The sequence below is a fragment of the Klebsiella indica genome (assembly GCF_005860775.1).
In the GTDB taxonomy this organism is placed as follows: domain Bacteria; phylum Pseudomonadota; class Gammaproteobacteria; order Enterobacterales; family Enterobacteriaceae; genus Klebsiella; species Klebsiella indica.
The window spans coordinates 131,711-156,579 of record NZ_VCHQ01000002.1 but is presented as its reverse complement, the minus strand read 5'-3'; the positions used below and the strand labels follow the sequence as shown (position 1 = coordinate 156,579).

The window sequence follows — 24,869 nt, the reverse complement described above, 5'->3', positions numbered from 1 at the left end:
GTCCTTCAGGCTAATTCGCCAAACGCGCCAATAAAGACTCACCCAATGCGGAGACCGCCGTTACGCGCGCCTCACGCCCTTGCGCCTGATACTCAAGGTGAATTTCGACATCCGGTTCAGGCAGGACACCCGTGCCCTGTTGCGGCCACTCCACCAGGCAGATGGCATCGTCAGAAAAATAATCGCGGATCCCCATAAATTCGAGCTCCTCAGGATCCGCAAGGCGATACAGATCAAAGTGGTAGACCACGAAACGATCAAGGTGATAAGGCTCGACCAGGGTATACGTCGGGCTTTTGACATTGCCGCGGTGACCGAGCGCATGCAGAAAACCGCGGCTAAAGGTCGTTTTCCCCGCACCTAAATCGCCATACAAATAGATAACCGTGGCGCCAGTGCACGCCTGTGCTACGCGGTCGCCAAGGTGTAAAGTGGCCTGTTCATCAGGTAAAGGAATCACTCGGTTAATCATGGTCTACGTCAATCACATCCGGGTTAACAACACGCCTGAGCGTGGAAAAAAGATCGGTCGCCAGCATGCCGCGCGTGCCATTTCTGGCCGCAAGCTGGTCGGCGGCTTCGCCATGAGCAACGCATCCGGCGCAGGCAGCATCATATGGCGTCAGACCTTGCCCTAACAATGCGGCAATGATACCAGTCAGTACATCGCCCATCCCTCCGCTGGCCATTCCTGCGTTACCGGCATCAATAATGCCTGTTGCGCCAGCGTCGTTACTGACAATCGTGCCCGCCCCCTTAAGCACAACAACGCCGCCATACCGTTTTACCAGACGTTGTGCAGAATGTAAGCGATCGCTTTCAATTTCTGCCACACTCACGTTCAGCAGACGGGCGGCCTCGCCGGGATGCGGTGTCAGCACGCGATTGTGACGTTTATCGGGATTGATTGCCAGCAGGTTAAGCGCATCCGCATCCCAGACCATCGGTTTACGAAAATTCTCCGTCTGGCGCAGCGCATTTTTGCCCCACTCACTCTGCCCCAGCCCCGGGCCAATCGCGACGATATCAGCCCATTGCAGGCTTTGTGCCAGCGAGCGCGCTGTCAATTCATGGACCATCAGTTCCGGCCTGGCGGTCAGAATCGGCCCAATATTGTCTTTATGGGTCAGAACCCGCACCAGTCCCGCGCCTGCGCGCAACGCGGCTTCGCCGGTCATGCGGATAGCCCCCGCCGTTCCCGGTTCGCCGCCGATAATCACCAGTTTACCGTGGTCGCCTTTATGCGATGTGGGACGTCGCGGCGGCAGCCACTCCGCGAGCTGTGAAGCATCAAAACGGTTTAATCGCGTAGATTGCCCTGCCAGCCAGCCCTCAAGCCCCAAAGCATGATGATGCAGATGGCCCACGACATCGCGGGCTTTACCGGTCAGCAGGCCGGGTTTGAGCGCGATAAAGGTAATGGTATGCGCGGCATTGATCGCCGCCCCCGGCGTCGTCCCGGTCTGCGCGTTCAGCCCCGAAGGAATATCCAGCGCCACAACCGGGGCAGGATGCGAGTTCGCATGGGCGATAATCTCGGCTATTTCTTGCCGCGGGGCGCTGTGCAGCCCGGTTCCCAGCAGGCCGTCAATAATCAGCGTGATATCTTCCGGCCAGACAATGTTTGCAGCATGGATCGTACCGCCAGCGCTCAACCACGCTTCACGCGCGGCACTGGCCTCTTCCGGCAACGGTTTCTCGCTCTCCAGCGCCAGCAGGGTAACCTTAATCCCCTGCGCCTGCGCCAGACGGGCCACCACATAACCGTCGCCGCCGTTATTACCATGACCGCAGAGAATCAGCCAGTGCTGGCTGGCCGGATATTGCGCGCGGGCAAGCTGGAAGGCCGCTTCACCCGCGCGGCGCATCAGTTCAAATAGGGTAAGCCCGAGGCTATCCGCCGCCTCTTTTTCCGCCTGCCGTAGCGCATCTGCCGGCCAGATGATGTGTGGTATACTGTCAGAGTTTTTTGTCATCGTATGGTCCATCATGTCACAACCCCTCGATCTCAATCAGTTAGCGCAGCAAATCAAACAATGGGGCACAGAGTTGGGGTTCCAGCAGGTCGGTATTACCGATACCGATCTCAGCGCCAGTGAGCCTAAACTGCAGGCATGGCTGGATAAACAATACCATGGCGAAATGGAGTGGATGGCGCGCCACGGAATGATGCGCGCGCGCCCTCATGAACTCCAGCCCGGTACATTACGCGTGATTAGCGTGCGGATGAACTACCTGCCCGCTAACGCCGCTTTCGCCCGTACCCTGAAGGATCCCGCGCGGGGTTACGTTAGCCGCTATGCCCTCGGTCGGGACTATCATAAGCTGTTACGTAATCGCCTGAAAAAATTAGGTGAGAAGATTCAGGAACAGTGTGCTTCGCTCAATTTTAGACCTTTTGTCGATTCCGCGCCGATTCTTGAACGTCCTTTAGCCGAAAAAGCAGGGCTTGGCTGGACAGGTAAGCACTCACTCATCCTCAGTCGCGATGCCGGCTCGTTCTTTTTTCTCGGTGAACTGCTTATCGACCTCCCGCTGCCCGTCGATCATCCCGTCGAAGAAGCGTGCGGACGCTGCGTCGCCTGCATGACTATCTGCCCAACCGGCGCTATCGTCGAGCCCTATACCGTTGACGCCCGGCGCTGCATCTCCTATCTGACCATCGAACTGGAAGGGGCGATCCCGGAAGAATTTCGCTCGCTGATCGGTAACCGCATTTACGGCTGCGATGACTGCCAGCTCATTTGTCCGTGGAACCGCTTCGCGCAACTCACTGATGAAGAGGACTTTAGCCCGCGTAAGGCATTACACGCACCTGCACTCCAGGAGCTGTTCACCTGGAGTGAGCCTTATTTCTTGAAAGTGACTGAAGGGTCAGCCATTCGGCGTATCGGTCATCTGCGCTGGCTGCGTAATATTGCCGTCGCATTGGGAAATGCGCCCTGGGATAAAGCGAATCTTACGGCTCTGGAAAGTCGCCGAGGTGAGCACCCACTTCTCGATGAGCACATAGAATGGGCGGTTGCGCAGCAAATTGACAAGCGAAATGCCAACGTGATTGAAGTGCAATTGCCGAAGAAACTACGGCTGGTAAGAGTGGTGGAGAAAGGATTGCCGCGAGATGCCTGAGTGATTCACAGGCTGTGGATAAAAATAAAAATGCATTGCGTTTCAATGAGCAGTCATTCGTCAAGTGATCGAATTAACAATTTTCATTGAAATTTAATACTTATGTTTCAATAACATAAAAACACACCGTTTACACCGCAGACAATTTCCTCGTGAAAAGCCGCCAAAAACAATCTGTGGATAACTCTGTTCACAGTATTTTGCATGGCCTGACGGAAATCATCTCTGACGCGATCTTGCGCTGTGGATAAAATAAGTACCGGAAGAAATTTTGGAGCGGGAAACGAGACTCGAACTCGCGACCCCGACCTTGGCAAGGTCGTGCTCTACCAACTGAGCTATTCCCGCTTAATTGTCGTTTCAAGCTGCCTGAGCACTAACGGCTTTGCCGCAACCTGAAATTCAGTGATTAGAATGGAGACATTCAAATTCTGAACGTGGAAAGATAATTTAAAATCATGAGCTTAACTTATTGATTTTAATAACCTTTACACCTATCCTGCAACAGGATGGACGGCATTATGGACTAACCATGAGGCAATGGCAAGCCCTGTTCTTAATTTTATGCACAACTGAACAATTTCCATACAGAAAAAACAACAACGCCCCCATACGCCCGACCGTCACGTCCCTGTATCAGACAGGAGCGCAGATGGGTTTTTCATCGCGAAGGACACAGCACGCTATGCGCGTCGAGCGGTAAATATCAATGATTTTCTTATCTCTCACACGGATGATTTTCCCCACACGCCCTTAAAATCACCATTTTCCCCCGTCAAACATCAGTTTTTCTTCTGGATATAGCCTGAAGTTATATCCTGCCACTAAACAAGCATTCCTCCCTCAGCCCGCAGCATGGAATAGTCAGTACAGATCCTTTTCACCTGTCTGATACGAGAAACATCATGCTGATCCCTCAACCCTATTTACTCTTTCTTGGTGATGTCACCGATCCCCTGGCGGCAAAAACGGCGCGCGGTATTCACGTCTGGCGGCCGGAACAGTGCGTTGGTGAAATCAAACTGGCGGGTTGCACCGTCAGCCTCGGTCTGGAAGAGATCGACATTGCCACCGCCAAAGCGCGCGGGGCAAAAACCCTGGTACTCGGTACCGCCAACGCCGGAGGATATCTGCCGCCGCACTGGCTGGATACTGTACGCAACGCTATCAAAGCCGGAATGAATGTCGCCAGCGGCCTGCACCATCGTCTGGCAGATGAACCGGAGCTCGTAGCGTTAGCGCAGGAATTTGGCGTGGAACTGTTTGATATCCGCCACATGCGTCCGAAGCTGAGTGTTGGCAGCGGTAAAAAACGTGCCGGTAAGCGTGTGCTTACTGTCGGCACCGACTGCTCAGTCGGCAAGATGTACACCTCACTGGCGCTGGAAGCGGCAATGCGCGACGTCGGTCTGAAGGCCGATTTCCGGGCCACCGGCCAGACCGGTATCCTGGTTGCCGGAGCCGGTATCGCCATCGACGCGGTCATTGCAGACTTTATCGCCGGCGCGGCGGAAGCGCTGTCCCCCGCCAACGAAGACGACCATTGGGATATCGTCGAAGGTCAGGGTTCACTGTTCCATCCTTCCTATGCAGGCGTATCGATGGGGCTGATCCACGGCGCCCAGCCACAATGGCTGGTGATGTGTCACGAAATGGGTCGCCAAAAAATGCGCCATCTGCCGCATCAGCCGATGGTCAGCCTGAAGGATTGCGTCGACGCCAACCTGCGCGCCGCCGCTGTCACCAGCGACACCGTGCAGTTGGCGGGTTTTGCCATCAACACCTCAAACTACAGTGAAGAAGAAGCGCGCGCTTACTGCGCCGAAGTCAGCGCCGAATTTGGCGTGCCCGCCACCGATCCGGTGCGCTTTGGCATCACGGAAATCGCAGCCTTCCTGAAGGAGCGCGGCTAAGATGCGACGTATGCAGATAGAGGTGCTGGAACTGCCGCTGGCGCGCCCGTTTGCCATCTCACGCGGCACACGCACCGCGGTGACGGTGATTCGCGTCACCCTGGAGCAGAATGGCTTTATTGGTCGTGGTGAATGCACGCCTACCCCGCGTTACGACGAAACGCCGGAAAGCGTCAACGCCGAACTGGAAACGATGCGCGGCGACATCGAAGCCGGTCTCAGCCGAGTCGATCTGCAAACCCGTCTGCATGCGGGTTCAGCGCGTAATGCGCTGGACTGCGCGCTGTGGAGACTGGATGCCGCACTGGCGAAACAGACGCTGTGGCAGATGAGCGGCCGGACTCCCCCCGTCTCGGTCATCACCGCCGAAACACTCAGTCTGGATAGCGTGGACAATATGGCGCGGGCCGCCGCTGACGCGGTGTCACGTGGCGCCATCCTGCTGAAAATTAAACTCAACCGTGACGATATTCTGGAAAAAGTGGCCGCGATCCGTGCCGCCGCGCCCCACGCCACGCTGATTATTGATGCCAACGAAGCCTGGTCCGGTGTCGATCTGCACAGCCTGTTCAACGCGCTGTTGCCCTATAACATCGCGATGATCGAACAACCGTTACCGGCCGGTCAGGACCAGGATTTACAGCGTTTCACTCATCCAATCCCGGTCTGTGCCGACGAGAGTTGCCACACGCGGGAAGATATCGCCCAACTGCGTAATCGCTACGAGATGATCAACATCAAACTGGATAAATGTGGCGGATTAACCGAAGCGCTGGCGATGGTGGCAGAGGCGAAAAAGCGGGATATGCGTCTGATGGTGGGCTGTATGCTGGGTTCATCGCTGGCAATGGAAGCCGCGCTGCCGGTGGCGATTGCCGCCGAACATATCGATCTCGATGGCCCGATCTGGCTGGCGGCAGACAGTTCGCCGTTCCTCTCCTATTCCAGAGGCCAAATCTGGCTATAACCCGCACACGGAGCAACGATGACGGACACTTTACCCATGCAGAACGCCGCCAGCGTTGCCGGTTCCGCCTCTGCGCCGGTACTCGCTATTCAGGATCTCAGCGTCAGCTTTCGCGGCCGTAGCGGCGTTAACCAGGCGCTGAAAGGCATCAACTTTGAGATACACCAGGGCGAAATCGTCGCCGTAGTGGGCGAAAGCGGGTCGGGAAAATCAGTCACCTCGCTGTCGGTAATGGGGCTACTGGCTGCCTCAGGTCATATCGATCACGGCAGCATTCAGTTCCGCGATCGTCATGGTCAATTACATCACCTGGAAAAACTCGACGAAACGCAGCGCAATGCTTTGCGTGGTCGTGAGATGTCAATGATTTTTCAGGAGCCAATGACGTCGCTGAACCCGGTACTGCGTGTCGGCGATCAGCTGACAGAAGCCCTGCTCGACCAAAAAATTTGTGGTAAAGCCGAGGCGAATGCACGCGCCCGCGAACTGCTGCGCCAGGTCCGTATTGCCGATGTCGATCGGGTCATGAAAAGCTATCCGCACTCGCTGTCGGGCGGGATGCGTCAGCGAGTGATGATTGCCCAGGCGCTGGCCTGCGATCCGCGACTGTTGATTGCAGATGAACCAACCACCGCGCTCGACGTCACGGTACAGGCGCGCATTCTGCAAATTCTGCGTGATTTGCAACGCGCCAGGCAGATGGCGGTGCTGTTTATCACCCACGATATGGGCGTCGTGGCAGAAATCGCTGACCGTGTGGTGGTGATGTATCGCGGCAATGTGGTGGAACAGGGAACGGTGGAAGCGATTTTTAACGCGCCGCAGCATCCCTACACCAAAGCGTTACTGGCAGCGGTGCCAAAACTGGGGGACATGCGCGAACACGCATGGCCACAGCGCTTTCCGTTACTCGGCGCAGAAGAAACGGAGAAGGATGAACAACGCACCGCCCGTTACGATGATAACCCCCTGCTTGATGTACGCGGCCTGAAAGTCTATTACCCCATTCGCAGCGGTATTTTCTCGGCACTGACCCATGAAGTTCATGCGGTAGAGCAGATCGACTTCACCCTGTGGCCGGGGGAGACGCTGGCGATTGTTGGCGAGAGTGGTTGCGGTAAATCCACCACCGGTCGCGCGCTGATGCGTTTAATCAACAGCGATGCCGACAGCATCCATTTCCAGGGTAACGAAATCGCCAACCTGAAAGAGGCCCAGTTTCAGCCGCTACGGCGTGAAATCCAGATGGTGTTTCAGGATCCCTATGCCTCGCTTAATCCGCGTTTAACCGTGGGATTCACCATCGCCGAGCCGCTGCTGCTGCATGGCGTGGTGCAGTCGCTGGAAGAGGCGACGCCTCAGGTGGCGGAACTGCTGAAAAGCGTTGGCCTGCAACCGGAACATGCGCGCCGTTATCCGCATGAGTTTTCCGGCGGCCAGCGTCAGCGTATCGCCATTGCCCGCGCTATGGCGCTGAAACCCAAAGTGATCATTGCGGACGAAGCGGTTTCTGCGCTGGATGTGTCGATTCAGGCGCAGGTGGTGAATCTGATGATGGATCTGCAACAGCAAACCGGTGTGGCGTGGATTTTTATCTCCCATGACATGGCGGTGGTGGAGCGTATTGCTAACCGCGTGGCGGTAATGTACCTCGGCCAGATTGTTGAACTGGGGCCGCGCCAGTCGGTATTCAATAATCCGCAACATCCTTATACCCAACGGCTGCTGGCCTCGGTGCCGGTCGCTGATCCACTGAACCGTCCACAACGCGCTTTCGAGGACAGCGAGATCCCCTCGCCGTTACGCAAAGCAGGAGAAACGGTCATTAAACCCCGTTATCGCCAGGTTGCCCCGCAGCACTGGGTCGCTGATGGCATTGTTCCGTGCTAACCCCAATACCAGGAGATTTTATGAACCCGTTCTTCCGTCGCACCTCGCTCGCTCTCGGACTTACCCTCTCCCTGGCGGCTGCTGTGCAGGCGCAGGATCTGCATATCTCGATGTATGCGGATATCACCGGCCTCGATCCACACGATACCTCAGACAACGTCAGTTATTCAGTGCAAAGCGGCATCTTCGAGCGCCTGTTCCAGTTCGATGCCCGGATGAAGCTGCAACCCTGGCTGGCAACCGGGTACACCAGTAATGACAGCGCCACTGAATTCACCCTGACGCTGCGCAAAGGCGTTACCTTCCAGGACGGCACGCCCTTCGATGCAGAGGCGGTGAAAGCCAACCTCGATCGTCTCGCCGATCAGACCAAAGGACTGAAGCGCAACAGTCTGTATAAGATGATTGAGAGCGTTACGGTACTGGCGCCAGACAAAGTGAAAATTGATCTGAACCAGTCATTTGGCGCATTCATCAATACCCTGGCCCACCCGTCAGCGGTGATGTGGAGCCCGGCGATCCTCAAGCAGTATCCGGACGAAGCGCAGTTGCGCCTGCATCCGGTGGGCACGGGTCCGTTTAAATTTGTCAACTGGCAGCCGGGGAAAGCCGTCACTCTGACCAAATACGACGGTTACTGGCAGAAAGGCTGGCCGAAGGTGGATAAGGTGGTTTTCTCCCCCAGCCCGGAAGATGCCACCCGCGTGGCAGCGCTGAAGTCAGGTCAGGCTGATGCGATCTGGCCGTTGCCGTCCGATCTGATCAGCACCGTACAAAACGACAGCAAACTGGCAATCCAGCGCGATCCGAGCATTTACCTCTACTACATGGCGATCAATAACCAGCATAAACCGCTGGCGGATGTGCGCGTACGTCAGGCGATTAACTACGCCATCGACCGTAATCTGTGGCTAAAAGTGGCGTTTGCCGGTATGGGCAAACCCGCCAGTTCAGCCATTCCGGAAGGAGTACAGTTCTACCAAAAGCAGAGCGACCCCAACTATCGCTATGCACCGAATGAAGCCAAAGCGCTGCTGAAAGCGGCAGGATACCCGAACGGTCTCGATCTGAAGCTGTGGACCACCAATGCCACCGCCAGCGTGCGCGCGGCGCAGTTCCTGAAAGCACAGCTCGCTACTGTGGGGATCCGCGTCACCGTAACGCCAATGGATTCCGGTATGCGCGACGCCAAACTGTGGGGGGTGAAAGATCCGAAGCAGGCGCAATTTGACCTCTACTATGGCGGCTGGTCTACCTCTACAGGCGATGCTGACTGGGCGCTGCGTCCGCTGTACGCCACCGAATCCTGGGTGCCAACTTCCTACAACGTCTCCTACTTCAGCAACCCGGCGGTAGATAAAGCGATTGCCGAGGGTCTGGCTACCGCAGATCCGGCGAAGCGCGCCGTGGCGTATGCCGAAGCGCAGAAGCTGCTGTGGAAAGATGCGCCGGTTGCCTTCCTCGGCACGCCGGATAACCTGGTGGGCAAACGTCGCGATCTGAGCGGCGTCTCGATGTTGCCGGATGGTAACTTGCTGTATACCCAGGCGGCGTTTAAGTAAGCCCTGCATCCCCCTCGCCATTAATGGCGAGGGGGATGTCCGTACCGAATTAAAGGAAACGCATGTTCGCATACATTATTCGTCGTCTGCTGGAGATGATCCCGGTTCTGCTGGTGGTCTCACTGCTGGTATTCGGCTTTATCAAACTGCTTCCGGGCGATCCGGCACGCATCTATGCCGGGCCGGATGCGCCGCTGGAAGCAGTGGAAGCCGCGCGCCAGCATCTCGGTCTTAACGACCCGCTGCCGCAACAATATCTGCACTGGCTGGGCGGCCTGTTCCGTGGCGATCTCGGCGTAACCTACCGCACACAGCAGCCGGTGCTGGAAGTGATCGAAAAAAGCTTTATGCCTACCATGTGGCTGGCGCTCGCCGGTTTTGCCTGGTCAGTGATCCTCGGCCTGTTTCTTGGCGTGCTGGCAGCCCTGAAACGCGGAAAATGGCAGGACTGGACGCTAATGAGCGTTGCCGTGGGCGGTATTTCCATGCCGACATTCTGGCTGGGCCTGTTGCTGATCCAGTTTGTTGCTATGCCATTTGGCCTGTTTTCGGTCAGCGGCTTCAATAAGCCCACGGATATCATCCTCCCCGCCATCACGCTGGGTTCCTCGGTGGCTGCGGTGATGGCGCGTTTTACCCGCTCAGCCTTCCTTGAGGTGGCGCAGGAAGATTATGTCCGTACCGCCAAAGCAAAAGGCCTGCGCAATCGTCTGGTGACCTGGAAGCATGTAATGCGCAATGCGCTGATCCCGGTCATCACCATGCTCGGTTTGCAGTTTGGTTTTCTACTGGGCGGCTCGATCGTGGTGGAAAGCGTGTTCAACTGGCCGGGATTAGGCTGGCTGCTGATCGAATCGATCAAAGCACAAGACCAGCCGGTGATTCAGGCGCTGGTGATGCTGTTCGTGTTTGAATTTATTGTGATTAACCTGCTGGTCGACCTGCTGTATGCAGTAGTGAACCCGGCGATTCGCCTGCGACAGGAGCCATGATGAGCCTACAATCTCTGCCTGCCAATGCGCAGGAGGCGATCCGTTCGCCGTGGCGCGATTTTCTGCATGCTTTTGTGCGCAATCCACTGGCGCTGGTCTCGGGCGGGTTTGTGCTGTTGCTGGTGCTGGTGGCGATTTTCGCTCCGTGGCTGGCGCCCTGGGATCCGATGGCGCCGGACTGGATGGCGCTCTCCTCACCGCCCTCTGCCGCGCACTGGATGGGCACCGATGATCTCGGTCGCGACCTGCTGAGCCGTATCATCTATGGCGCGCGTATCTCGTTGTATATTGGCGTCGTCTCGGTAACGCTTGGCATGGTGGTGGGAGTACTGCTTGGGCTGCTGGCCGGCTATTATGGCCGCTGGATCGACATGCTGATTATGCGGGGTTCCGATGTCCTCTTCGCTTTTCCAGGCATGTTGCTGGCGATTGCGGTGGTGGCGATTCTCGGTCCGGGTCTGAATAACGTGATTATCGCGGTCGCGGTGTTCAGCGTGCCGGTGTTTGCCCGTATCGTACGCGCCTCGACGCTGTCGCTGAAACAGGCCGCTTATGTTGAAGCGGTACGCTGTGCTGGCGCGCCAAACCGCGTCATTCTGTTGCGCCATATTCTGCCGGGTACCCTGTCGAACGTGATTGTTTACTTCACCATGCGTATCGGCACCAGTATTCTCACCGCAGCCGGACTGAGTTTTATCGGCCTTGGTCCGGAGCCGGACGTTCCTGAGTGGGGCAACATCCTGGCGATGAGTCGCAATATGATGATGGCAGGCATGTGGCACATCAGCGTCTTCCCCGGCCTGGCGATTTTTATTACGGTACTGGCGTTTAACCTGCTGGGCGATGCCCTGCGCGATACGCTCGATCCCAAACTGAAGAGTTAAACATGGATTTTCAACAGAGGCAGCGTGACCTGCTGCTGCAACGCTGGCGTGAAGATCGTCAGCTCGGTCAGCCGCGCAGCCACTGCGGGCCGACCAACCTGATCAGCGATGTACCTGGCGTGCGCGTCGGCCACGCCACTCTGGCAGAAGGCGAGATCCAGACCGGTGTCACGGCGATTGTGCCGCCGGGTGATAACCTTTTCCGACAACCACTGCCCTGCGCGGCGGCGGTATTTAACGGCTTTGCCAAACCGGTCGGGCTGGTACAACTGGAAGAACTGGGGGTATTGCAGACGCCGATCCTGCTTAGCAACACTCTGGCGGTCGGCACGCTGTTTACCACCCTGGTGCGCAATGCCATCAGCCGCAACCCGGAGCTGGGCCGCAGTATGCCCACGGTCAATCCGTTGGCGCTGGAGTGTAACGACGGCTGGCTCAATGACATCCAGGCGCTGGCGGTGACAGAAACGCTGGCGCAACAGGCCCTACAGAATGCGCAGAGCGATTTCGCCCGTGGTAGCGTTGGCGCCGGGCGCGGTATGAGTTGTTTTAGCCTGAAAGGCGGCATTGGCAGCGCCTCGCGCCTGATCCCCGCTCTGAATGCCACGCTTGGCGTACTGGTGCTGGCGAACTTTGGCGCGCTGACAGCGTTAACGCTGGATGGCGTGCGTCTTGGCGAGATGATCGCCCCGCTGTTGCCGGAACTGGCGCCCCAGCGCGATGCGGGCTCGATCATCATCATTATGGCCACCGATGCGCCGCTTGACGCGCGCCAGTTGAAGCGTGTGGCAAAACGCGCCGGGGCAGGCCTCGGACGACTGGGCAGTTACTGGGGACACGGTTCCGGTGATATTGCGGTGGCATTTTCTACCTGCGTTCAGCCTCAGCCACCGGAGGATGCGGCGCTGGAGCCATTGCTCGCCGCCGCTGCCGATGCCACCGAACACGCGGTGCTGGATGCGTTGCTGAGCGCGGAAGCGGTCACCGGTTTTCGCGGCCACCACCGTCCGGCGTTGACCGAGGTGCTGAACAGGTTATCGCTACCGTAACGGCGCGATTGATCACATCATATTGGGGTTTATACCCGACACAGAAACGGGCGTAGCCAATGTACAAGCGACCTGAAATACAACGGGTATATCGCGATTAACGGAAAACATCAGACAATGAAAATCTTTATCTCCGCCGATATCGAAGGCATCGCGGGCGTCATGCGCCCGGAACAATGTTCGCCAGGCCATGCGGAATACCAGCTGGCACGCGGATTGATGGAACAGGAAGTTAATGCCGCCATCGATGGGGCGTTTGCCGGTGGCGCAACCGAAGTGGTAGTGGCTGACAGCCACGCGCAAATGACCAATCTGCGTGCGGAAAATATCGATCCCCGCGCCCGACTGGTCCAGGGCAAACCTCGCGGTCTGTCAATGGTGGAAGGGCTGGAACAGCAGCCCTTCGATGGCCTGTTTTTTATCGGCTATCACAGCGCGGCAGGCGAGCCCGGCGTGCTGGCGCATACCATTAACGGGCGCGCGTTCTGGCGCATCCATATCAACGGCAAAGTGATGGGCGAAAGCGATATCTATGCGGCGGCGGCGGCCGAACAGGGCACGCCGTTGTGGCTGGTGAGCGGCGACGATCGGCTCCAGGGCTGGATTGGCGAACATTACCCGTCGGTTGATTACGTCTGCGTCAAACGCGCCATCTCCCATACCTGTGCGGAATCCATCAGCCCGCGGGCGGCGCAGGATGCTATCCGCGTCGCCGCCACGGCAGTCGTACAGCGTGCAGGTCAGGTTGAAACCACCCGCATCAGTTCCCCTTATGAGATGCAGCTTCAGGCGAGTAAACCGGTGCTGGCCGATCTCTTCAGCCTGATCCCGGGCGTAACGCGCATTGATGCGGTCACCGTGGGCTATCGCGCGGAGAAGATGGGCACGCTAATCAGCCTGTTGAGCGCCTTCTCCTATCTGGCGAGTACGCAAAACTAAGGCTCATCGCTGGCGTCTGAAGGTCACAACGCGGCTGCGGTTGAGCAGCAGCCGCACGCTATCGCCCGCTCGCGCCAGCACAAAACGTTTCTCCCACGGGCCATCCTGCGCCGTTGCCAGCACACGATCGCCACCCAGCGATTGCAGCGTGGCGCGAATCGCCGCCGGGCCAATTCCCATCGTCAGGGTATCCGCCGCAACCACCATCTCACTACGCCACTGCGACGCGAACCAGCAGCCCTGCATATTGTCGAGGCTGGCGCAATCCGGCTGCACCGGTACAAAGCGGCGCGCCGCATGGCCGATTTCACCGGCAATCGCGGCGCCCTCGTGATGTAATCGCATCGGGAAAGTGCTGGAAAGTGAGATGGCATCACCAGCGTGTTCATCGCGCCATAGCGTTTCACCCGCTCCCAGCCAGGTGGCGGTCACGCCGCTGATCTCCAGCCAGTCGGCGGCATCCGGCGCCACATACAGCCCGGGCGTCAGATCGTGGCCTTTTTCCGGTAATGCGCGGCCCAACGCGGCGGCCAGAATGCGCAGAGCGCTTTCGGAAGTGGCGACATCTTCACGGTTTGCCACCAGCGCCACGCCGATCTTCAACGCCGGATGCAACAGGAAATAGCTTTTATAACCGGCGTGGGAACCGCCGTGACCAAACAGCGTCTGGCCGTCGATCGTCGAACGCGTTATCCCCAGCCCATAACCGCTGGCGCGCCCGTCATTCAGCCTGCGCGGCGCGCTCAGCCGTTGCAGCACACCGGCGCCCGGACCGGTATCCGCCAGCAGACTTTGCAGCCAGCGAGTCAGATCCCGCAGACTGCCGGTCACGCTGCCGGATGCCGACAGATGCAAACCGGCGCTGGAAAGTTGCCACTGCTGCCCGTTGTGCCAGTAACCCGGCACCAGGCCAGGGACAATATCAAACCAGCTTTCCGCCGCGAACAGATTAATATCCAGGGGGTTGCACACGTATTGCTGTAACAGCTCGTTAAACAGCACGCCTTTGGCTTTCAGCGCCTCCTCCACCAGACGGTAGCCGGTGTTGGTATAGGAGATCTCGCTGCCCGGCGGGTAGTTCAGATCGCCTTCGCGAGCGACAAAATCGAGCAAATCGGCGGCAGTAGTGGCGTTATACACCGATAAACCCAGCAGCGACAGGGTTTCACGCACGTCCGGCAGGCCGCTGCTCATATCCAGCGCCTGCCCTATCGTCACCGCGCCGTTGGCGCCGGTCAGCTGCGGCAGATGTTGCGCCAGCGTGTCATCCAGCTGCATAAATCGGCTTCCCGGGCCGGTGACCAGGGCGGCAAACAGATGTTTGGTTATTGAGGCAAAACGCACCACGCTGTCCACCGTAAACGGCGTTTGCCGGGACAGATCGGCCAGCCCGGCGTAATGCGTTGAGTGAATATGGTCGGCATCAAACAACACGATCGCACCGCCTGGCGCACCGGGTTGTCGCCAGCTTTGCACGATCGAATCTGCCACATCTGCGGCCTGCTGCCAGCGGGCTGTTGTCATACCGGTTCCTCCAGCGTCATGCTGAGATCAAACAGTTGCGCGGTGTGCGGATGCTGGATGCGGCGGGCGCGCAGATCGTCAGCGCTCAGTTGCTCGACCATCTCGCCATGCTGCATCACGCCAATGCGCTGACACAAATGCGTCACCACCGCGAGATTATGTGTCACCATAATGTAGGTCAGTTCACGCTCGCTGCGAAGATCGCTAAGTAGATTAAGGATTTCCGCCTGTACCGATACATCGAGCGCCGAGGTGGGTTCATCCAGCAGCAGGACCTCCGGCTCCGCAATCAGCGCCCGGGCGATCGCCACACGCTGACGCTGCCCGCCGGAAAGCTGGTGGGGATAGCGAAAACGCACCGCCGCAGGTAGACCAACTTCACTCAGCGCCCGGCTGATGCGTTGTTCAGCACGATCGAACTGATGCACCAGCAACGGCTCGTGCAGAATGCGGTCAATGGTCTGCCGCGGATGCAGCGAGCCAAACGGGTCCTGGAAGACCATTTGAACCTGGCGAAAAAAAGCGCGGCTGCGTTTGGCGCCCAATGCCTGACCGCCAAAGATCATATTGCCCTGCCAGTGTTCATTCAGCCCGGCCAGCGCTCGCAGAATGGTGGATTTACCGGAACCGCTTTCGCCAACCAGGCCGAAACTCTCGCCATTAGCAACAAAAAAGCTGACGTCTTTTACCACCGTAAGCGAACCAAAAGAGATACGCAGATTATCAATTTGAATCATGTATTTTGCCTGTTGAGCTAAAATCCGCCCCCTGCATTGCAACCCGCGCGATAAATCGCGCAATACCTGGATGCGGCATTAATCCCGCCACGCCGCATCACGCTGCAGCACCGGTAATCGATCGCGCGGATGGCGCAGCGACGGCAGGCAGGCCAGCAACCCGCGGGTATAGGGATGCTGCGCCTGTTGCAGTTGTCCGGCCGCTAACTGTTCGACGATACGCCCGGCATACATCACCGCCACGCGATCGCAAAAATGCGACACCAGCGGCAGATCGTGACTGATCAGGATCAGTCCCATGCCACGAGCAGACACCAGGTCGTCAATCAGTTTGAGGATCTCCGCCTGTACCGTGGCATCCAGCGCACTGGTAGGTTCATCCGCAATCAGCAACTCCGGGTCCGGCGCCAGCATCATGGCAATCATCACCCGCTGGCCCATCCCACCAGAAACTTCATGTGGATAGCGTTTCGCCACCGATTCGGGATCGCGGATTTTTACCTGTTCCAGCAAGCCAATCGCGGCCTGCAGCGCCGCCTTTTTGCTCCCCCCCTTATGTTCGCGCCAGGCTTCGGAAATCTGCTGACCAATCGTCATCACCGGATTGAGCGAATATTTCGGGTCCTGCAAAATAAAACCAACGCGCTTGCCGCGGATCTGACGTAGCACTTTTTCGCTGGCGCCGCGCAGGTCGATGCCATCAAAACGCAGGACGTCCGCCGTCACCGCCGCGTTGCCTGGCAGCAGTTGCATCAGGCTGCGCGCCGTCAGCGATTTGCCGGAACCGCTCTCGCCGACAAGGGCAAACTTTTCCCGGCCAACGCTAAAACTGACGCCGCGCACCGCTTCAAAGGTGTCGGCGCGGTTGCGAAAGGCAATGCGCAAATTTTCAATTTCTACCAGCATTTAGCGCTCCTTCGGATCGAGCACGTCGCGCAGACCGTCGCCCAGAAAGTTGAACGCCAGCGAGGTCAGGAAAATGGCGATGCACGGCATCAGCGGCACCCACCACTCGCTAAACAGGAAACGACGCGCAGTGGCAATCATCGTGCCCCATTCCGGTGAAGGCGGCTGAGCGCCCATACCGAGAAAGCCGAGGCTGGCGGCGGTGATAATGATAGAACTCATGTCAAGAGTGACGCGCACAATCAGGCTCGGCACGCACAATGGCATGATATGGCGCAGAATAATACGCAACGGCGCTGCGCCGGTCAGACGGCTGGCGGCGATAAAATCACTGTTGCGGAACTGTAAGGTCTCCGCCCGTGCCAGACGCGCATAGGGCGGCCAGGCAGTCAGCGCGATGGCCAGAACCGCACTCTCGACGCCCGGTTTCAGCGCAGCAACAAACGCCAGCGCCAGAATCAGGCGCGGGAAAGCGAGGAAAATATCCGTCAGTCGCATCAACGCCTTGTCCACAATCCCGCCTGCATAACCGGCGATACAGCCAATCAGCAGGCCGAGCGGCGCGGTCAGCACCACGACCGCGATCACCATACCAAGCGTGGTACGTCCGCCATAGATGATTCGAGTCCAGACATCGCGGCCCAGTTCATCGGTGCCGAGCCAGTGCGCCCATGACGGCGCCGCAAGGCGATTAGCCAGATGCTGCGTTCCTGGATCAAACGGCGTCAGCAGCGGCGCAAACACCGCCAGAAGTAACATCAGGAAAATGACCAGCAGCCCCGCCATCGCCAACGGGTTGTTACGCAGGCTGAGCCACAGGCGATAGCGACGGCCCCATACCGCCTGGCGGCGGTTCGCTGGCGTGTCATCAAGTAGCCAGTCACGAGAAAAGAAGATCATTTTACGCGCGGATCCCAAAGTCGATAGAGAAGATCGGCCAGTTGATTAAGCACGACATACACGGTGCCGACCAGCAGAGTGGCGCCAACTACCGGGTTCATATCAGCGTTCATCAACGAAGTGGTCAGATACTGTCCGAGCCCCGGCCAGGAAAAAACGTTTTCCGTCACTACCGCGCCCTCCAGCAGCCCGGCGTAAGTCAGCGCCAGTACCGTCACCAGTTGTACCGCTACGGTGGGAAAAGCGTGGCGCCAGATCACCCGCGCCGCAGACAATCCTTTGGCGCGCGCGGTGATCACAAACTCGCCGCTAAGGGCATTGAGCATAAAGGTGCGCGTCATCCGCGTGATGTAAGCCATGCTGAAATAGGCGAGGATCAACACCGGCTGGGCCATATGCGCCAGCGCATCGCGAAAGGCGTCATACTCACCCGCCAGCAAAGAGTCGATGGTAAGAAAGCCGGTGACCTGCGGCACCATATCCTGCCAGATAATGTCCTGACGGCCGGGTCCCGGCGCAATGCCCAGCACGGCGTAGAACACCAGCAGGCTAAGTAACGCCAGCACGAATACCGGCAGCGAATGGCCGGCGAGACACACCACGCGAATGGTCTGATCCACCCAGCTACTTTGTCGCACCGCCGCCCACACGCCGAGTGGGATGCCGATCAACGCGGCGATAATAATCGCCGCCGTCGCCAGCTCCATGGTCGCTGGAAAGAAACGCGCGATATCGGTAGTGACCGGATTGGAGGTCAAAATCGATTTACCGAGATCGCCATGTAACAGCTGATTGAGGTAATGACCAAACTGGATGTAAAGCGGTTGATCCAGCCCCATTTCCGCACGCACGCGTTCCACTACCGATTGCGGGGCGTTATCACCGACCGCCGCCAGCACCGGATCGGTGGGCATCACGCGACCAATAAAAAAGGTCAAAACCGACAAGCCGAACAACGTCAGCACCAGGCTGCTCAGGGTGCTGACGATCTTTTTCAGTAACTGCATCAGGCTTTTTTCACCTGCTGATACGGCCACTGCTCCAGAACGGTCATGTGGACATCGCTGATATTTTTGCCAACGGCGACGTTTTTGGTTTTCTGCATCATGTAGATAAACGGACTCTTCTCACGCCCCATCTGCTGAAGCTGGTGATACAGCGCGATACGTTTGGCCGGGTCGGCTTCGTGCAGCGCCTGTGCGGTGAGTTTGTTGAACTCATCGTCAGACCAGCTACAACGCCACGCCAGCGTGCGGTTGCGCGCGTTATCGCTGTTGTCGGTGTTAACGCAGAAGGCTTCAGTATTGGAGTTCGGGTCGAAGTAATCCGCTCCCCACGCGGTGAGCGCCAACTGATGCTGACGAGCGCGCATTTTGGTCAACACCTGGCGGTTCTCAGCGGCAATCAGCGATACCTTGATGCCAATCGCACCCAGTTGGGTCTGAATCGCCTGTGCAATATCCGGGTACGGCTGCATCGAGTAGTGATCGAGGGTGATGGCAAAACCGTCCGGATAGCCCGCCTCGGCCAGCAACGCTTTGGCTTTGGCAACGTCTTTATGGAAAGGGGTATCATCCAGCGCCGCCGGGAAACCGCTCGGCAGGAAGCTCTGATGAGTGGTGAAACTCATCGACAGAATGTTCTTCTGGATGCTGTCATAATCCAGCGCCCATTTTAGCGCCTGCCACACCTGCGGTTTTTTCAGGTACTCATTACTGGTGTTGCACGACATCAGCATGATAGCCGAAAGCGGCTGCGTCACCAGCGAGATCGCAGGGTCGTTTTTCACCTGTAACAGTTGTTCGGTGGTCAGGTCGTAAGCCGCATCCACGTCGCCTTTTTTCAGCATTAACGCCTGTGCTGCCGGGTCAGTGATGTGTTTGAGGATCACGCGTTTGATTTTGCTCTGGTCCGCGAACTGCGGGCTGAGTTGCAGAATCACGGTTTCACTGGCTTTCCAGGTACGCAGGGTAAAAGCGCCAGAACCCGCGCTGTGCTGTTTCAGCCAGGCGTTGCCGAAGTCGTTATTCTGCTGATTTGCCAGGCAGGCTTTCTTCGACACAATGCTGCCGACGGTGGCCGACAGACAATACAGCAGGAAGGTTTCAGCCGCCGGAGCGCCCAGCTTCATCTCCAGCGTATGGGTGTCTTTCGCGGTCACCAGTTGGGTGACGTTATCTTTAGTGAAGCCAAACTGGTTGATGATAAACGCCGGGCTTTTATCCAGTTTTACGATACGTTCGATGGAGAACGCCGCATCGTCGGCGGTGACGGGGGTACCATCGGCGAATTTGGCCGTCGGGTCGATATGGAAGGTATACACGCTGTTGTCGGCATTGACCTCCCAGCTTTTTGCCAGGGCGCCAATCACCTTATCCGGCTGTTGCGGGTCAGGCATCACCAGCTTCTGATACAGGTTGCCGCAAATCTGCCCGCCAGTGGCTTCGAAACTCTCGTGAGGATCGAGGCTGGTCATATTATCCAATTGCATCGCCATCACCAGCATACTGGGCGGAGTGGCGCCAAAGGCGGAATTGAGGCTGAGATACGAAAGAAAAGGTACGGCGGTGCATCCTACAAGAAAACGTCTTCTGGTTACCATATCAACTCCAATCCATTGATTATTATAATAAAAAAATATCATTTGCTGTTTTTTTGTCTTGACATTCCCGCCGTGCGGGGGGATTAATAACAGGCATTAACCTTTTGTTTCATGTGCGGCCGCTCGCCCTGTTTTGGTGCATCCTGCCCTACTAACTGGCAGCTTTACGCTTTCCCCTGAATAAGCAACGGATACAACATGTCTGACTCACCTAACGCCAAGCAGATTGCCATTCCGGTTTTTGATGGTCACAACGATGTCCTGAACAAACTGTGGCAACACCATCAACCCGATGCGGTGAAGGTCTTTTTCAACGGCAGTGCATCAGGCCAGATGGACTTTCCCCGCATCCGCCAGGGGAATATGGCCGGTGGAATTTTTGCCACCTGGGTGCCGTCACATCCGTCAGTTGCAAGAAGTACGCCAGATCTCTCAGATTTTCCTCAGGAAATTATCAGCAGTGCACGCGATGCGACCTTCTCTATGCTTGCGTTATTGCTGCGTATTGAGCAGGCGTCAAACGGTCAGGTAAAGATTTGCCACAGCGTGCGGGAGATTCGTGAGTGCATGGCGAAAGGGGTGCTGGCGACGGTAATGCACATTGAAGGGGCGGAAGCGCTGGATACGCACGGCGAGCTGCTGGACATTCTCTACGCCAGCGGGTTGCGCACCCTTGGGCCGCTGTGGAGCCGCCCGAACCAGTTTGGCGAAGGTGTGCCGTTTCGTTATCCCTCCTCGCCGGATATCGGCAATGGCCTGACCCCAGCGGGTAAGCAGCTGGTACGCGACTGTAACCAACGCCGCATCATGGTGGATCTGTCGCATATGGATGAAAAAGGCTTCTGGCAGACGGCGGACATCAGCAATGCGCCGCTGGTGGCAAGCCACTCCAATGCGCATGCATTGAGCGCCCAGTCGCGTAACCTTACCGACCGTCAACTGGCGGCGATTGCCGAAACCCGGGGTTTTGTTGGCGTGAACTTTGCCGTACCGTTCCTGCGTGAAGATGGCGATCGCCACGCCCCTACCACCGTGGAGGCTATCGTACGTCATGTCGAATACCTGCTGGAGAAAGTCGGTGAAGATGGCGTCGGCTTTGGCTCCGACCTCGATGGCGCGACAATGCCCGGCGATATAAAAGACGTAGCCGGTTTCCCGAAGGTAGTGGAGGCACTGGCAGCACGCGGTTATACGCAAAACCTGCTGGAGAAGATTTGTTACGGTAACTGGTTGCGTGTGCTCGACGCCACCTGGGGCGAATAAACCATGCGATTGCGGCATATTGAAGTGTTTCAGGCCATAGTGCAGACCGGTAGCATCAGCGGTGCGGCACGCCTGCTGAATGTGTCGCAGCCAAATGTCAGCCGGGTGTTGAATCATGCCGAGCAGCAGCTTGGTTTTGCGCTGTTTGAACGGCGTACCCAGGGGATGATTGTCACCGCGGAAGGGCGGCGTCTGCTGCCGGAAGTGGAAGATCTGTATCAACGTTTACAAGCCATTACCCAGTTAACGGAGCAACTGCGGCACGGCGAAGGGCAGACGGTACGCGTCGGCGCCGCGCACGCTTTTGGCCAGATGGTGCTGGCCCCGGCGCTGGTGACCTGGCGTCAGCAGGCTGCGTCGGTCAGCGTAGAACTGGTCACCGAACACTTCAGCACCCTGTGCCGCGGCATTCTCGACAACCAGCTCGATTTCGCGCTGGTGTTTGGTCAGCAGGCGGATGCAAACCTGCTGGCGGAACCTTTATTCCAATCTTCGATGGTGGCGTTGTTACCGCTGGCTCACCCGCACAACGAACCGGTCACCCTCGAATGGCTGTGCGCTAATAACCTGCTGATGATGCAAAACCAGGACCCGCTGGGACGCGTGCTGCATCGCGCGTTGCGCGATAAAGGGTTAAATCCTGGGGTTTCGCTATCGATAAAAACCTACTCGGTGATTGCCGACATGGTACTGGCGGGCGGTGGCGTGGGGATTGTCGATCTGTTCACCGCCTGTCGCTATGCCGATCAACTGAAGCTGTTACCCGTAGCACAGCCGCTGCCGTTCGAGGTGATGCTGCTCAGCCGACGCGACCGACCTCAGTCACAATCGACCCTGCAGCTGAAGCAGGTGATCCGTAATAAGTTGTGGGAGATTGCGCGGCAATGTGAATCCCAGTTTTTTACGGTTAAACCGTAGGGGTTTACGGGTATCGAATGTGTGCCGTTAGCCACAGGCTATTGCACTTCATTATCCGCGTGACGACAGAGAATTCCGCCATAACGGGAGATTTAGCTTCCTGTTTTCATTACCAATACGCAATACCTGACGCGACGGCCCTAAGGCTGCGCATAAAGTTGAATAAACGCCGCGGTCGCGGTGCTGACTGCTGATTCCAGTTGGGCCGTATCGGCTGGAACAGGATCCAGACCCCACATAATCCGTTCGACAATCCCCGCCTCACATAGCGCTTTAAAATGCAGAGATAATGCCCGCGTGTCTCCCTGACGCAGCAACTTTTTCTCCATAAGCCCGCTGATGACCTCGCCAATATGCAACAACGTTTTTTTCGGCCCTAATTGATAAAACAAATTTGCCAGCTCCGGAAAACGCCCCGCCTCGCCGATGATCAGCCGGTTGAGCGCCACGATATCTGCTTTAGTGACCAAATCCAGATAAGCCATCCCCAGATGATGCAAGGTGTCAGACAGACTCTGGCTTGTCTTTGGCGCATCCAGCAAACGCTCCACCCAGCCTTTACCCGCCTCGATGATATAGGCCTCGAACAGCGCTTCCCTGGATGAGAAGTAGTTGTACAGCGTCACTTTGGAACTGGATGCCTCCGCAGCGATCGCTTCCATGGTGACCGAGGCAAATCCCTGAGTGACAAATAATTTCCCGGCAGCCATGACAAATTGCAGGCGGCGAGCTTCTGTTTTTTTACGCATTGTGTTTTCTGCTCCCTCATTTGTGAACGACATGGTACAGAAATGTTGATCTTTTATCTATACTGTGAATAAAGTAAACGGAGTCGTTCATTTATCTTTTGGAGACGGCCTGTGCATTGCCAGACCGGGCCCCGGTACCTGTCCACTACACCACCACGCGACGGAGGAGTGCTGTGAGAAAAAATCAACCCTTCAAGCCATCGGCCGACACGTTGGTGGATTGCCTGTTGCTGCGATGGATTGCGCCACAACTTAGCCAGGATGCGCAGTTCATCAGGTCAGGGCTTGCTATCTACGTCCGGGGCAGCGCACTGCTATCCAGTTTCACACTCACAATAACAAACGCGCGTTTAACCGCCAGAAAACTGACAACGGCCTGCACACAATGCTGGCAGCACGGCTGGTTCATCGCTATCTCACCTGCAACCGGAGTTCATCATGAACACACACCAACATGCTTACACTGGCCAATACATTAATGGAAACTGGCGTCCCGGCGCATCGGGCACCCCACTCATTGACATCAATCCTTTTAATCAATCAGTGCTGACCGAAATAGCCCAGGCCAGCCAGGCCGATCTTGACGAGGCCTATCGCAGTGCCGCCATCGCACAAAAAGCCTGGGCCGGGACGAGTGTCGCCCACCGTAGCGCCGTGCTGCTTAACGTCGTGCACATCATGGAGCAGCGTCATGACGAAATCGTCGACTGGCTAATTGCGGAATCCGGCAGTACCCGAATCAAAGCCGAAATCGAATATGCATCCGCGCGCGACTGCACCTTCGCCGCCGCGATGTTGCCGGGGCGTGTACAAGGCATCATACCGCCCAGCGATGTGCCTGGCAGGGAAAATCGAATCTACCGTTCCCCACTGGGTGTTATCGGCGTCATTAGCCCCTGGAATTTTCCGTTGCACCTGTCAAACCGTTCCGTCGCGCCAGCGCTGGCCTTGGGGAACGCCGTTGTGCTCAAACCTGCCGAAGATACCCCGGTAACGGGCGGCCTGTTGCTGGCCAGCATTTACGAACAGGCGGGTTTGCCTACGGGTGTACTGAATGTCGTCATTGGCGATGTGCAGGAGATTGGCGACGCCTTCACGCTCCATCCCGTCCCTCGTCTGATTTCCTTTACAGGGTCCACGCGGGTCGGCAGGCATATTGGCAAACTGGCGGCGACGGGGCCGACGCTCAAGCATGTCGGACTGGAACTGGGCGGCAATGCGCCCTGCGTCGTGCTGGACGATGCGGATATCGCTCTGGCGGTTGATGGTGCCATCGTCGGACGTTTTTTGCACCAGGGGCAAATTTGTATGAGCAGCAATCGCATTATTATCGATGCCAGCATCTACCCACGATTCACGGAAGCTTTTGTGGAACGGGCGCGCCAGCTTAAAGTCGGCGATCCAAACGAGCCGGACACCGTGATCGGCCCGTTGATCAACCACAAACAACTAAACGCCGCGTTATCGCGTATTCAGTCCGCCCGTCAGGCTGGGATCGCGCTGGCGCTGGGCGGCGAGGCCGATGGCTGTCTTCTGCCGCCGCACGTTTTCATTGATGTACCAAACCACGCCGATCTGGCGCAATCCGAGCAATTCGCCCCGATAGCCCCGCTCATTAAGGCCGACAACGAAGCACATGCGCTGACATTAGCCAACGAAACTGAATTTGGCCTGTCCAGTGCGGTGTTCACCCGGGATGAAGGGCGCGGCATGCGCTTTGCCCGGCAGATAGAAGCGGGAATGACGCACATAAACGACATTTCGCCTAACGACGATCCCTACTGCATGTTCGGCGGAGAAAAAAACAGCGGTCTGGGCCGCTTTAACGGTGACTGGATGATCGCCGAATTTACGACAGAACACTGGATAAGCGTACAGAACTCGCGCCTTTCTTACCCATTCTGAACATGACGCGAAACCCATAACCATGATTAATGGAGCGTAA

21 protein-coding genes and 1 tRNA gene are annotated in these 24,869 nt (G+C 57.3%); 12 read left to right on the top strand and 10 right to left on the bottom strand.

The window, feature by feature from the left end:
* Positions 1-10: 10 nt before the first annotated feature.
* Both tsaE and nnr read right to left on the bottom strand, forming a co-directional pair.
* Entirely contained in the window at positions 11-472 is a 462-nt protein-coding gene (gene tsaE, locus FE839_RS01915) for a tRNA (adenosine(37)-N6)-threonylcarbamoyltransferase complex ATPase subunit type 1 TsaE (RefSeq protein WP_138358580.1), read from the bottom strand.
* Positions 465-1,976 carry a bifunctional ADP-dependent NAD(P)H-hydrate dehydratase/NAD(P)H-hydrate epimerase gene (nnr, locus tag FE839_RS01910; protein WP_171034800.1) on the bottom strand — a complete coding sequence of 504 codons (1,512 nt, stop codon included), beginning with the start codon at positions 1,974-1,976 and terminating at the stop codon, positions 465-467. The genes tsaE and nnr overlap by 8 nt, the downstream gene beginning before the upstream one ends.
* Positions 1,977-1,989: 13 nt before the next feature.
* Here nnr and queG point away from each other — a divergent pair, with 13 nt between their 5' ends.
* Positions 1,990-3,129 (top strand): tRNA epoxyqueuosine(34) reductase QueG, encoded by a 1,140-nt coding sequence (gene queG, locus FE839_RS01905; protein ID WP_138358576.1) that lies wholly within the window; start codon positions 1,990-1,992, stop codon positions 3,127-3,129.
* Positions 3,130-3,401: 272 nt separating this feature from the next.
* On the opposite strand, the gene FE839_RS01900 is transcribed toward queG, so the two are convergent.
* A tRNA-Gly gene (locus tag FE839_RS01900) sits at positions 3,402-3,477 on the bottom strand.
* A 557-nt stretch (positions 3,478-4,034) separates the two neighbouring features.
* Between FE839_RS01900 and dgcN the strand changes: the two genes are divergently transcribed.
* The 8 genes from dgcN to FE839_RS01860 all read left to right on the top strand — a co-directional run bounded on the left by dgcN (position 4,035) and on the right by FE839_RS01860 (position 13,325).
* Positions 4,035-5,042, top strand: a complete 1,008-nt coding sequence (gene dgcN, locus FE839_RS01895) for an N-acetyltransferase DgcN (protein ID WP_138358574.1) — start codon at positions 4,035-4,037, stop codon at positions 5,040-5,042.
* 1 nt (position 5,043) lies between these two features.
* On the top strand, positions 5,044-6,009 hold the full coding sequence (dgcA, locus tag FE839_RS01890) for an N-acetyl-D-Glu racemase DgcA (RefSeq protein ID WP_138358572.1): 966 nt from the start codon (positions 5,044-5,046) through the stop codon (positions 6,007-6,009).
* Between the two features lie 18 nt (positions 6,010-6,027).
* A complete protein-coding gene (locus FE839_RS01885; protein WP_138358570.1) occupies positions 6,028-7,899 on the top strand; it encodes an ABC transporter ATP-binding protein in 1,872 nt (623 codons plus the stop codon).
* A gap of 20 nt (positions 7,900-7,919) precedes the next feature.
* Positions 7,920-9,461: a glutathione ABC transporter substrate-binding protein gene (locus tag FE839_RS01880; protein WP_138358568.1), complete on the top strand. Its 1,542-nt coding sequence runs from the start codon at positions 7,920-7,922 to the stop codon at positions 9,459-9,461.
* Positions 9,462-9,523: 62 nt separating this feature from the next.
* Positions 9,524-10,453: an ABC transporter permease gene (locus tag FE839_RS01875; RefSeq protein WP_138358566.1), complete on the top strand. Its 930-nt coding sequence runs from the start codon at positions 9,524-9,526 to the stop codon at positions 10,451-10,453.
* Positions 10,453-11,337: an ABC transporter permease subunit gene (locus tag FE839_RS01870; RefSeq protein ID WP_138358564.1), complete on the top strand. Its 885-nt coding sequence runs from the start codon at positions 10,453-10,455 to the stop codon at positions 11,335-11,337. Before FE839_RS01875 ends, FE839_RS01870 begins: the two co-directional genes overlap by 1 nt.
* A gap of 2 nt (positions 11,338-11,339) precedes the next feature.
* Positions 11,340-12,386 carry a DmpA family aminopeptidase gene (locus FE839_RS01865; RefSeq protein ID WP_138358562.1) on the top strand — a complete coding sequence of 349 codons (1,047 nt, stop codon included), beginning with the start codon at positions 11,340-11,342 and terminating at the stop codon, positions 12,384-12,386.
* A gap of 117 nt (positions 12,387-12,503) precedes the next feature.
* Positions 12,504-13,325 carry a M55 family metallopeptidase gene (locus FE839_RS01860; protein ID WP_138358560.1) on the top strand — a complete coding sequence of 274 codons (822 nt, stop codon included), beginning with the start codon at positions 12,504-12,506 and terminating at the stop codon, positions 13,323-13,325.
* Positions 13,326-13,328: 3 nt separating this feature from the next.
* On the opposite strand, the gene FE839_RS01855 is transcribed toward FE839_RS01860, so the two are convergent.
* The 6 genes from FE839_RS01855 to FE839_RS01830 all read right to left on the bottom strand — a co-directional run bounded on the left by FE839_RS01855 (position 13,329) and on the right by FE839_RS01830 (position 19,994).
* Entirely contained in the window at positions 13,329-14,849 is a 1,521-nt protein-coding gene (locus FE839_RS01855; protein ID WP_138358558.1) for a serine hydrolase domain-containing protein, read from the bottom strand.
* Positions 14,846-15,586 (bottom strand): ABC transporter ATP-binding protein, encoded by a 741-nt coding sequence (locus FE839_RS01850; protein ID WP_138358556.1) that lies wholly within the window; start codon positions 15,584-15,586, stop codon positions 14,846-14,848. The genes FE839_RS01855 and FE839_RS01850 overlap by 4 nt, the downstream gene beginning before the upstream one ends.
* Before the next feature lie 78 nt (positions 15,587-15,664).
* Positions 15,665-16,492, bottom strand: a complete 828-nt coding sequence (locus FE839_RS01845; RefSeq protein WP_138358554.1) for an ABC transporter ATP-binding protein — start codon at positions 16,490-16,492, stop codon at positions 15,665-15,667.
* Positions 16,493-17,392 (bottom strand): ABC transporter permease, encoded by a 900-nt coding sequence (locus FE839_RS01840; RefSeq protein WP_138358552.1) that lies wholly within the window; start codon positions 17,390-17,392, stop codon positions 16,493-16,495. It lies immediately after the preceding gene.
* The gene (locus FE839_RS01835; protein ID WP_138358550.1) at positions 17,389-18,399 is read right to left on the bottom strand and encodes an ABC transporter permease; all 1,011 of its coding nucleotides are present in this window, start codon (positions 18,397-18,399) and stop codon (positions 17,389-17,391) included. Before FE839_RS01835 ends, FE839_RS01840 begins: the two co-directional genes overlap by 4 nt.
* The gene (locus FE839_RS01830) at positions 18,399-19,994 is read right to left on the bottom strand and encodes an ABC transporter substrate-binding protein (RefSeq protein WP_138358548.1); all 1,596 of its coding nucleotides are present in this window, start codon (positions 19,992-19,994) and stop codon (positions 18,399-18,401) included. The genes FE839_RS01835 and FE839_RS01830 overlap by 1 nt, the downstream gene beginning before the upstream one ends.
* Before the next feature lie 198 nt (positions 19,995-20,192).
* On the opposite strand from FE839_RS01830, the gene FE839_RS01825 reads away from it, so the two are divergent.
* Both FE839_RS01825 and FE839_RS01820 read left to right on the top strand, forming a co-directional pair.
* Positions 20,193-21,257, top strand: a complete 1,065-nt coding sequence (locus tag FE839_RS01825; RefSeq protein WP_138358546.1) for a dipeptidase — start codon at positions 20,193-20,195, stop codon at positions 21,255-21,257.
* Between the two features lie 3 nt (positions 21,258-21,260).
* Positions 21,261-22,175, top strand: coding sequence for a LysR family transcriptional regulator (locus FE839_RS01820; RefSeq protein ID WP_138358544.1), 915 nt, complete (start codon positions 21,261-21,263; stop codon positions 22,173-22,175).
* Positions 22,176-22,315: 140 nt separating this feature from the next.
* Here the strand turns inward: FE839_RS01820 and FE839_RS01815 are convergent, their stop codons facing one another.
* Positions 22,316-22,924: a TetR/AcrR family transcriptional regulator gene (locus FE839_RS01815; protein WP_138358542.1), complete on the bottom strand. Its 609-nt coding sequence runs from the start codon at positions 22,922-22,924 to the stop codon at positions 22,316-22,318.
* A 438-nt stretch (positions 22,925-23,362) separates the two neighbouring features.
* Here FE839_RS01815 and FE839_RS01810 point away from each other — a divergent pair, with 438 nt between their 5' ends.
* On the top strand, positions 23,363-24,829 hold the full coding sequence (locus FE839_RS01810; RefSeq protein WP_138358540.1) for an aldehyde dehydrogenase family protein: 1,467 nt from the start codon (positions 23,363-23,365) through the stop codon (positions 24,827-24,829).
* Positions 24,830-24,869 lie beyond the last annotated feature (40 nt).

Bases quoted from the DNA above. Each gene is read 5' to 3' on its own strand.
- tsaE (WP_138358580.1), bottom strand. From the start codon at position 472: ATGATTAACCGAGTGATTCCTTTACCTGATGAACAGGCCACTTTACAC.
- nnr (WP_171034800.1), bottom strand. From the start codon at position 1,976: ATGACAAAAAACTCTGACAGTATACCACACATCATCTGGCCGGCAGAT.
- queG (WP_138358576.1), top strand. From the start codon at position 1,990: ATGTCACAACCCCTCGATCTCAATCAGTTAGCGCAGCAAATCAAACAA.
- dgcN (WP_138358574.1), top strand. From the start codon at position 4,035: ATGCTGATCCCTCAACCCTATTTACTCTTTCTTGGTGATGTCACCGAT.
- dgcA (WP_138358572.1), top strand. From the start codon at position 5,044: ATGCGACGTATGCAGATAGAGGTGCTGGAACTGCCGCTGGCGCGCCCG.
- FE839_RS01885 (WP_138358570.1), top strand. From the start codon at position 6,028: ATGACGGACACTTTACCCATGCAGAACGCCGCCAGCGTTGCCGGTTCC.
- FE839_RS01880 (WP_138358568.1), top strand. From the start codon at position 7,920: ATGAACCCGTTCTTCCGTCGCACCTCGCTCGCTCTCGGACTTACCCTC.
- FE839_RS01875 (WP_138358566.1), top strand. From the start codon at position 9,524: ATGTTCGCATACATTATTCGTCGTCTGCTGGAGATGATCCCGGTTCTG.
- FE839_RS01870 (WP_138358564.1), top strand. From the start codon at position 10,453: ATGAGCCTACAATCTCTGCCTGCCAATGCGCAGGAGGCGATCCGTTCG.
- FE839_RS01865 (WP_138358562.1), top strand. From the start codon at position 11,340: ATGGATTTTCAACAGAGGCAGCGTGACCTGCTGCTGCAACGCTGGCGT.
- FE839_RS01860 (WP_138358560.1), top strand. From the start codon at position 12,504: ATGAAAATCTTTATCTCCGCCGATATCGAAGGCATCGCGGGCGTCATG.
- FE839_RS01855 (WP_138358558.1), bottom strand. From the start codon at position 14,849: ATGACAACAGCCCGCTGGCAGCAGGCCGCAGATGTGGCAGATTCGATC.
- FE839_RS01850 (WP_138358556.1), bottom strand. From the start codon at position 15,586: ATGATTCAAATTGATAATCTGCGTATCTCTTTTGGTTCGCTTACGGTG.
- FE839_RS01845 (WP_138358554.1), bottom strand. From the start codon at position 16,492: ATGCTGGTAGAAATTGAAAATTTGCGCATTGCCTTTCGCAACCGCGCC.
- FE839_RS01840 (WP_138358552.1), bottom strand. From the start codon at position 17,392: ATGATCTTCTTTTCTCGTGACTGGCTACTTGATGACACGCCAGCGAAC.
- FE839_RS01835 (WP_138358550.1), bottom strand. From the start codon at position 18,399: ATGCAGTTACTGAAAAAGATCGTCAGCACCCTGAGCAGCCTGGTGCTG.
- FE839_RS01830 (WP_138358548.1), bottom strand. From the start codon at position 19,994: ATGGTAACCAGAAGACGTTTTCTTGTAGGATGCACCGCCGTACCTTTT.
- FE839_RS01825 (WP_138358546.1), top strand. From the start codon at position 20,193: ATGTCTGACTCACCTAACGCCAAGCAGATTGCCATTCCGGTTTTTGAT.
- FE839_RS01820 (WP_138358544.1), top strand. From the start codon at position 21,261: ATGCGATTGCGGCATATTGAAGTGTTTCAGGCCATAGTGCAGACCGGT.
- FE839_RS01815 (WP_138358542.1), bottom strand. From the start codon at position 22,924: ATGCGTAAAAAAACAGAAGCTCGCCGCCTGCAATTTGTCATGGCTGCC.
- FE839_RS01810 (WP_138358540.1), top strand. From the start codon at position 23,363: ATGAACACACACCAACATGCTTACACTGGCCAATACATTAATGGAAAC.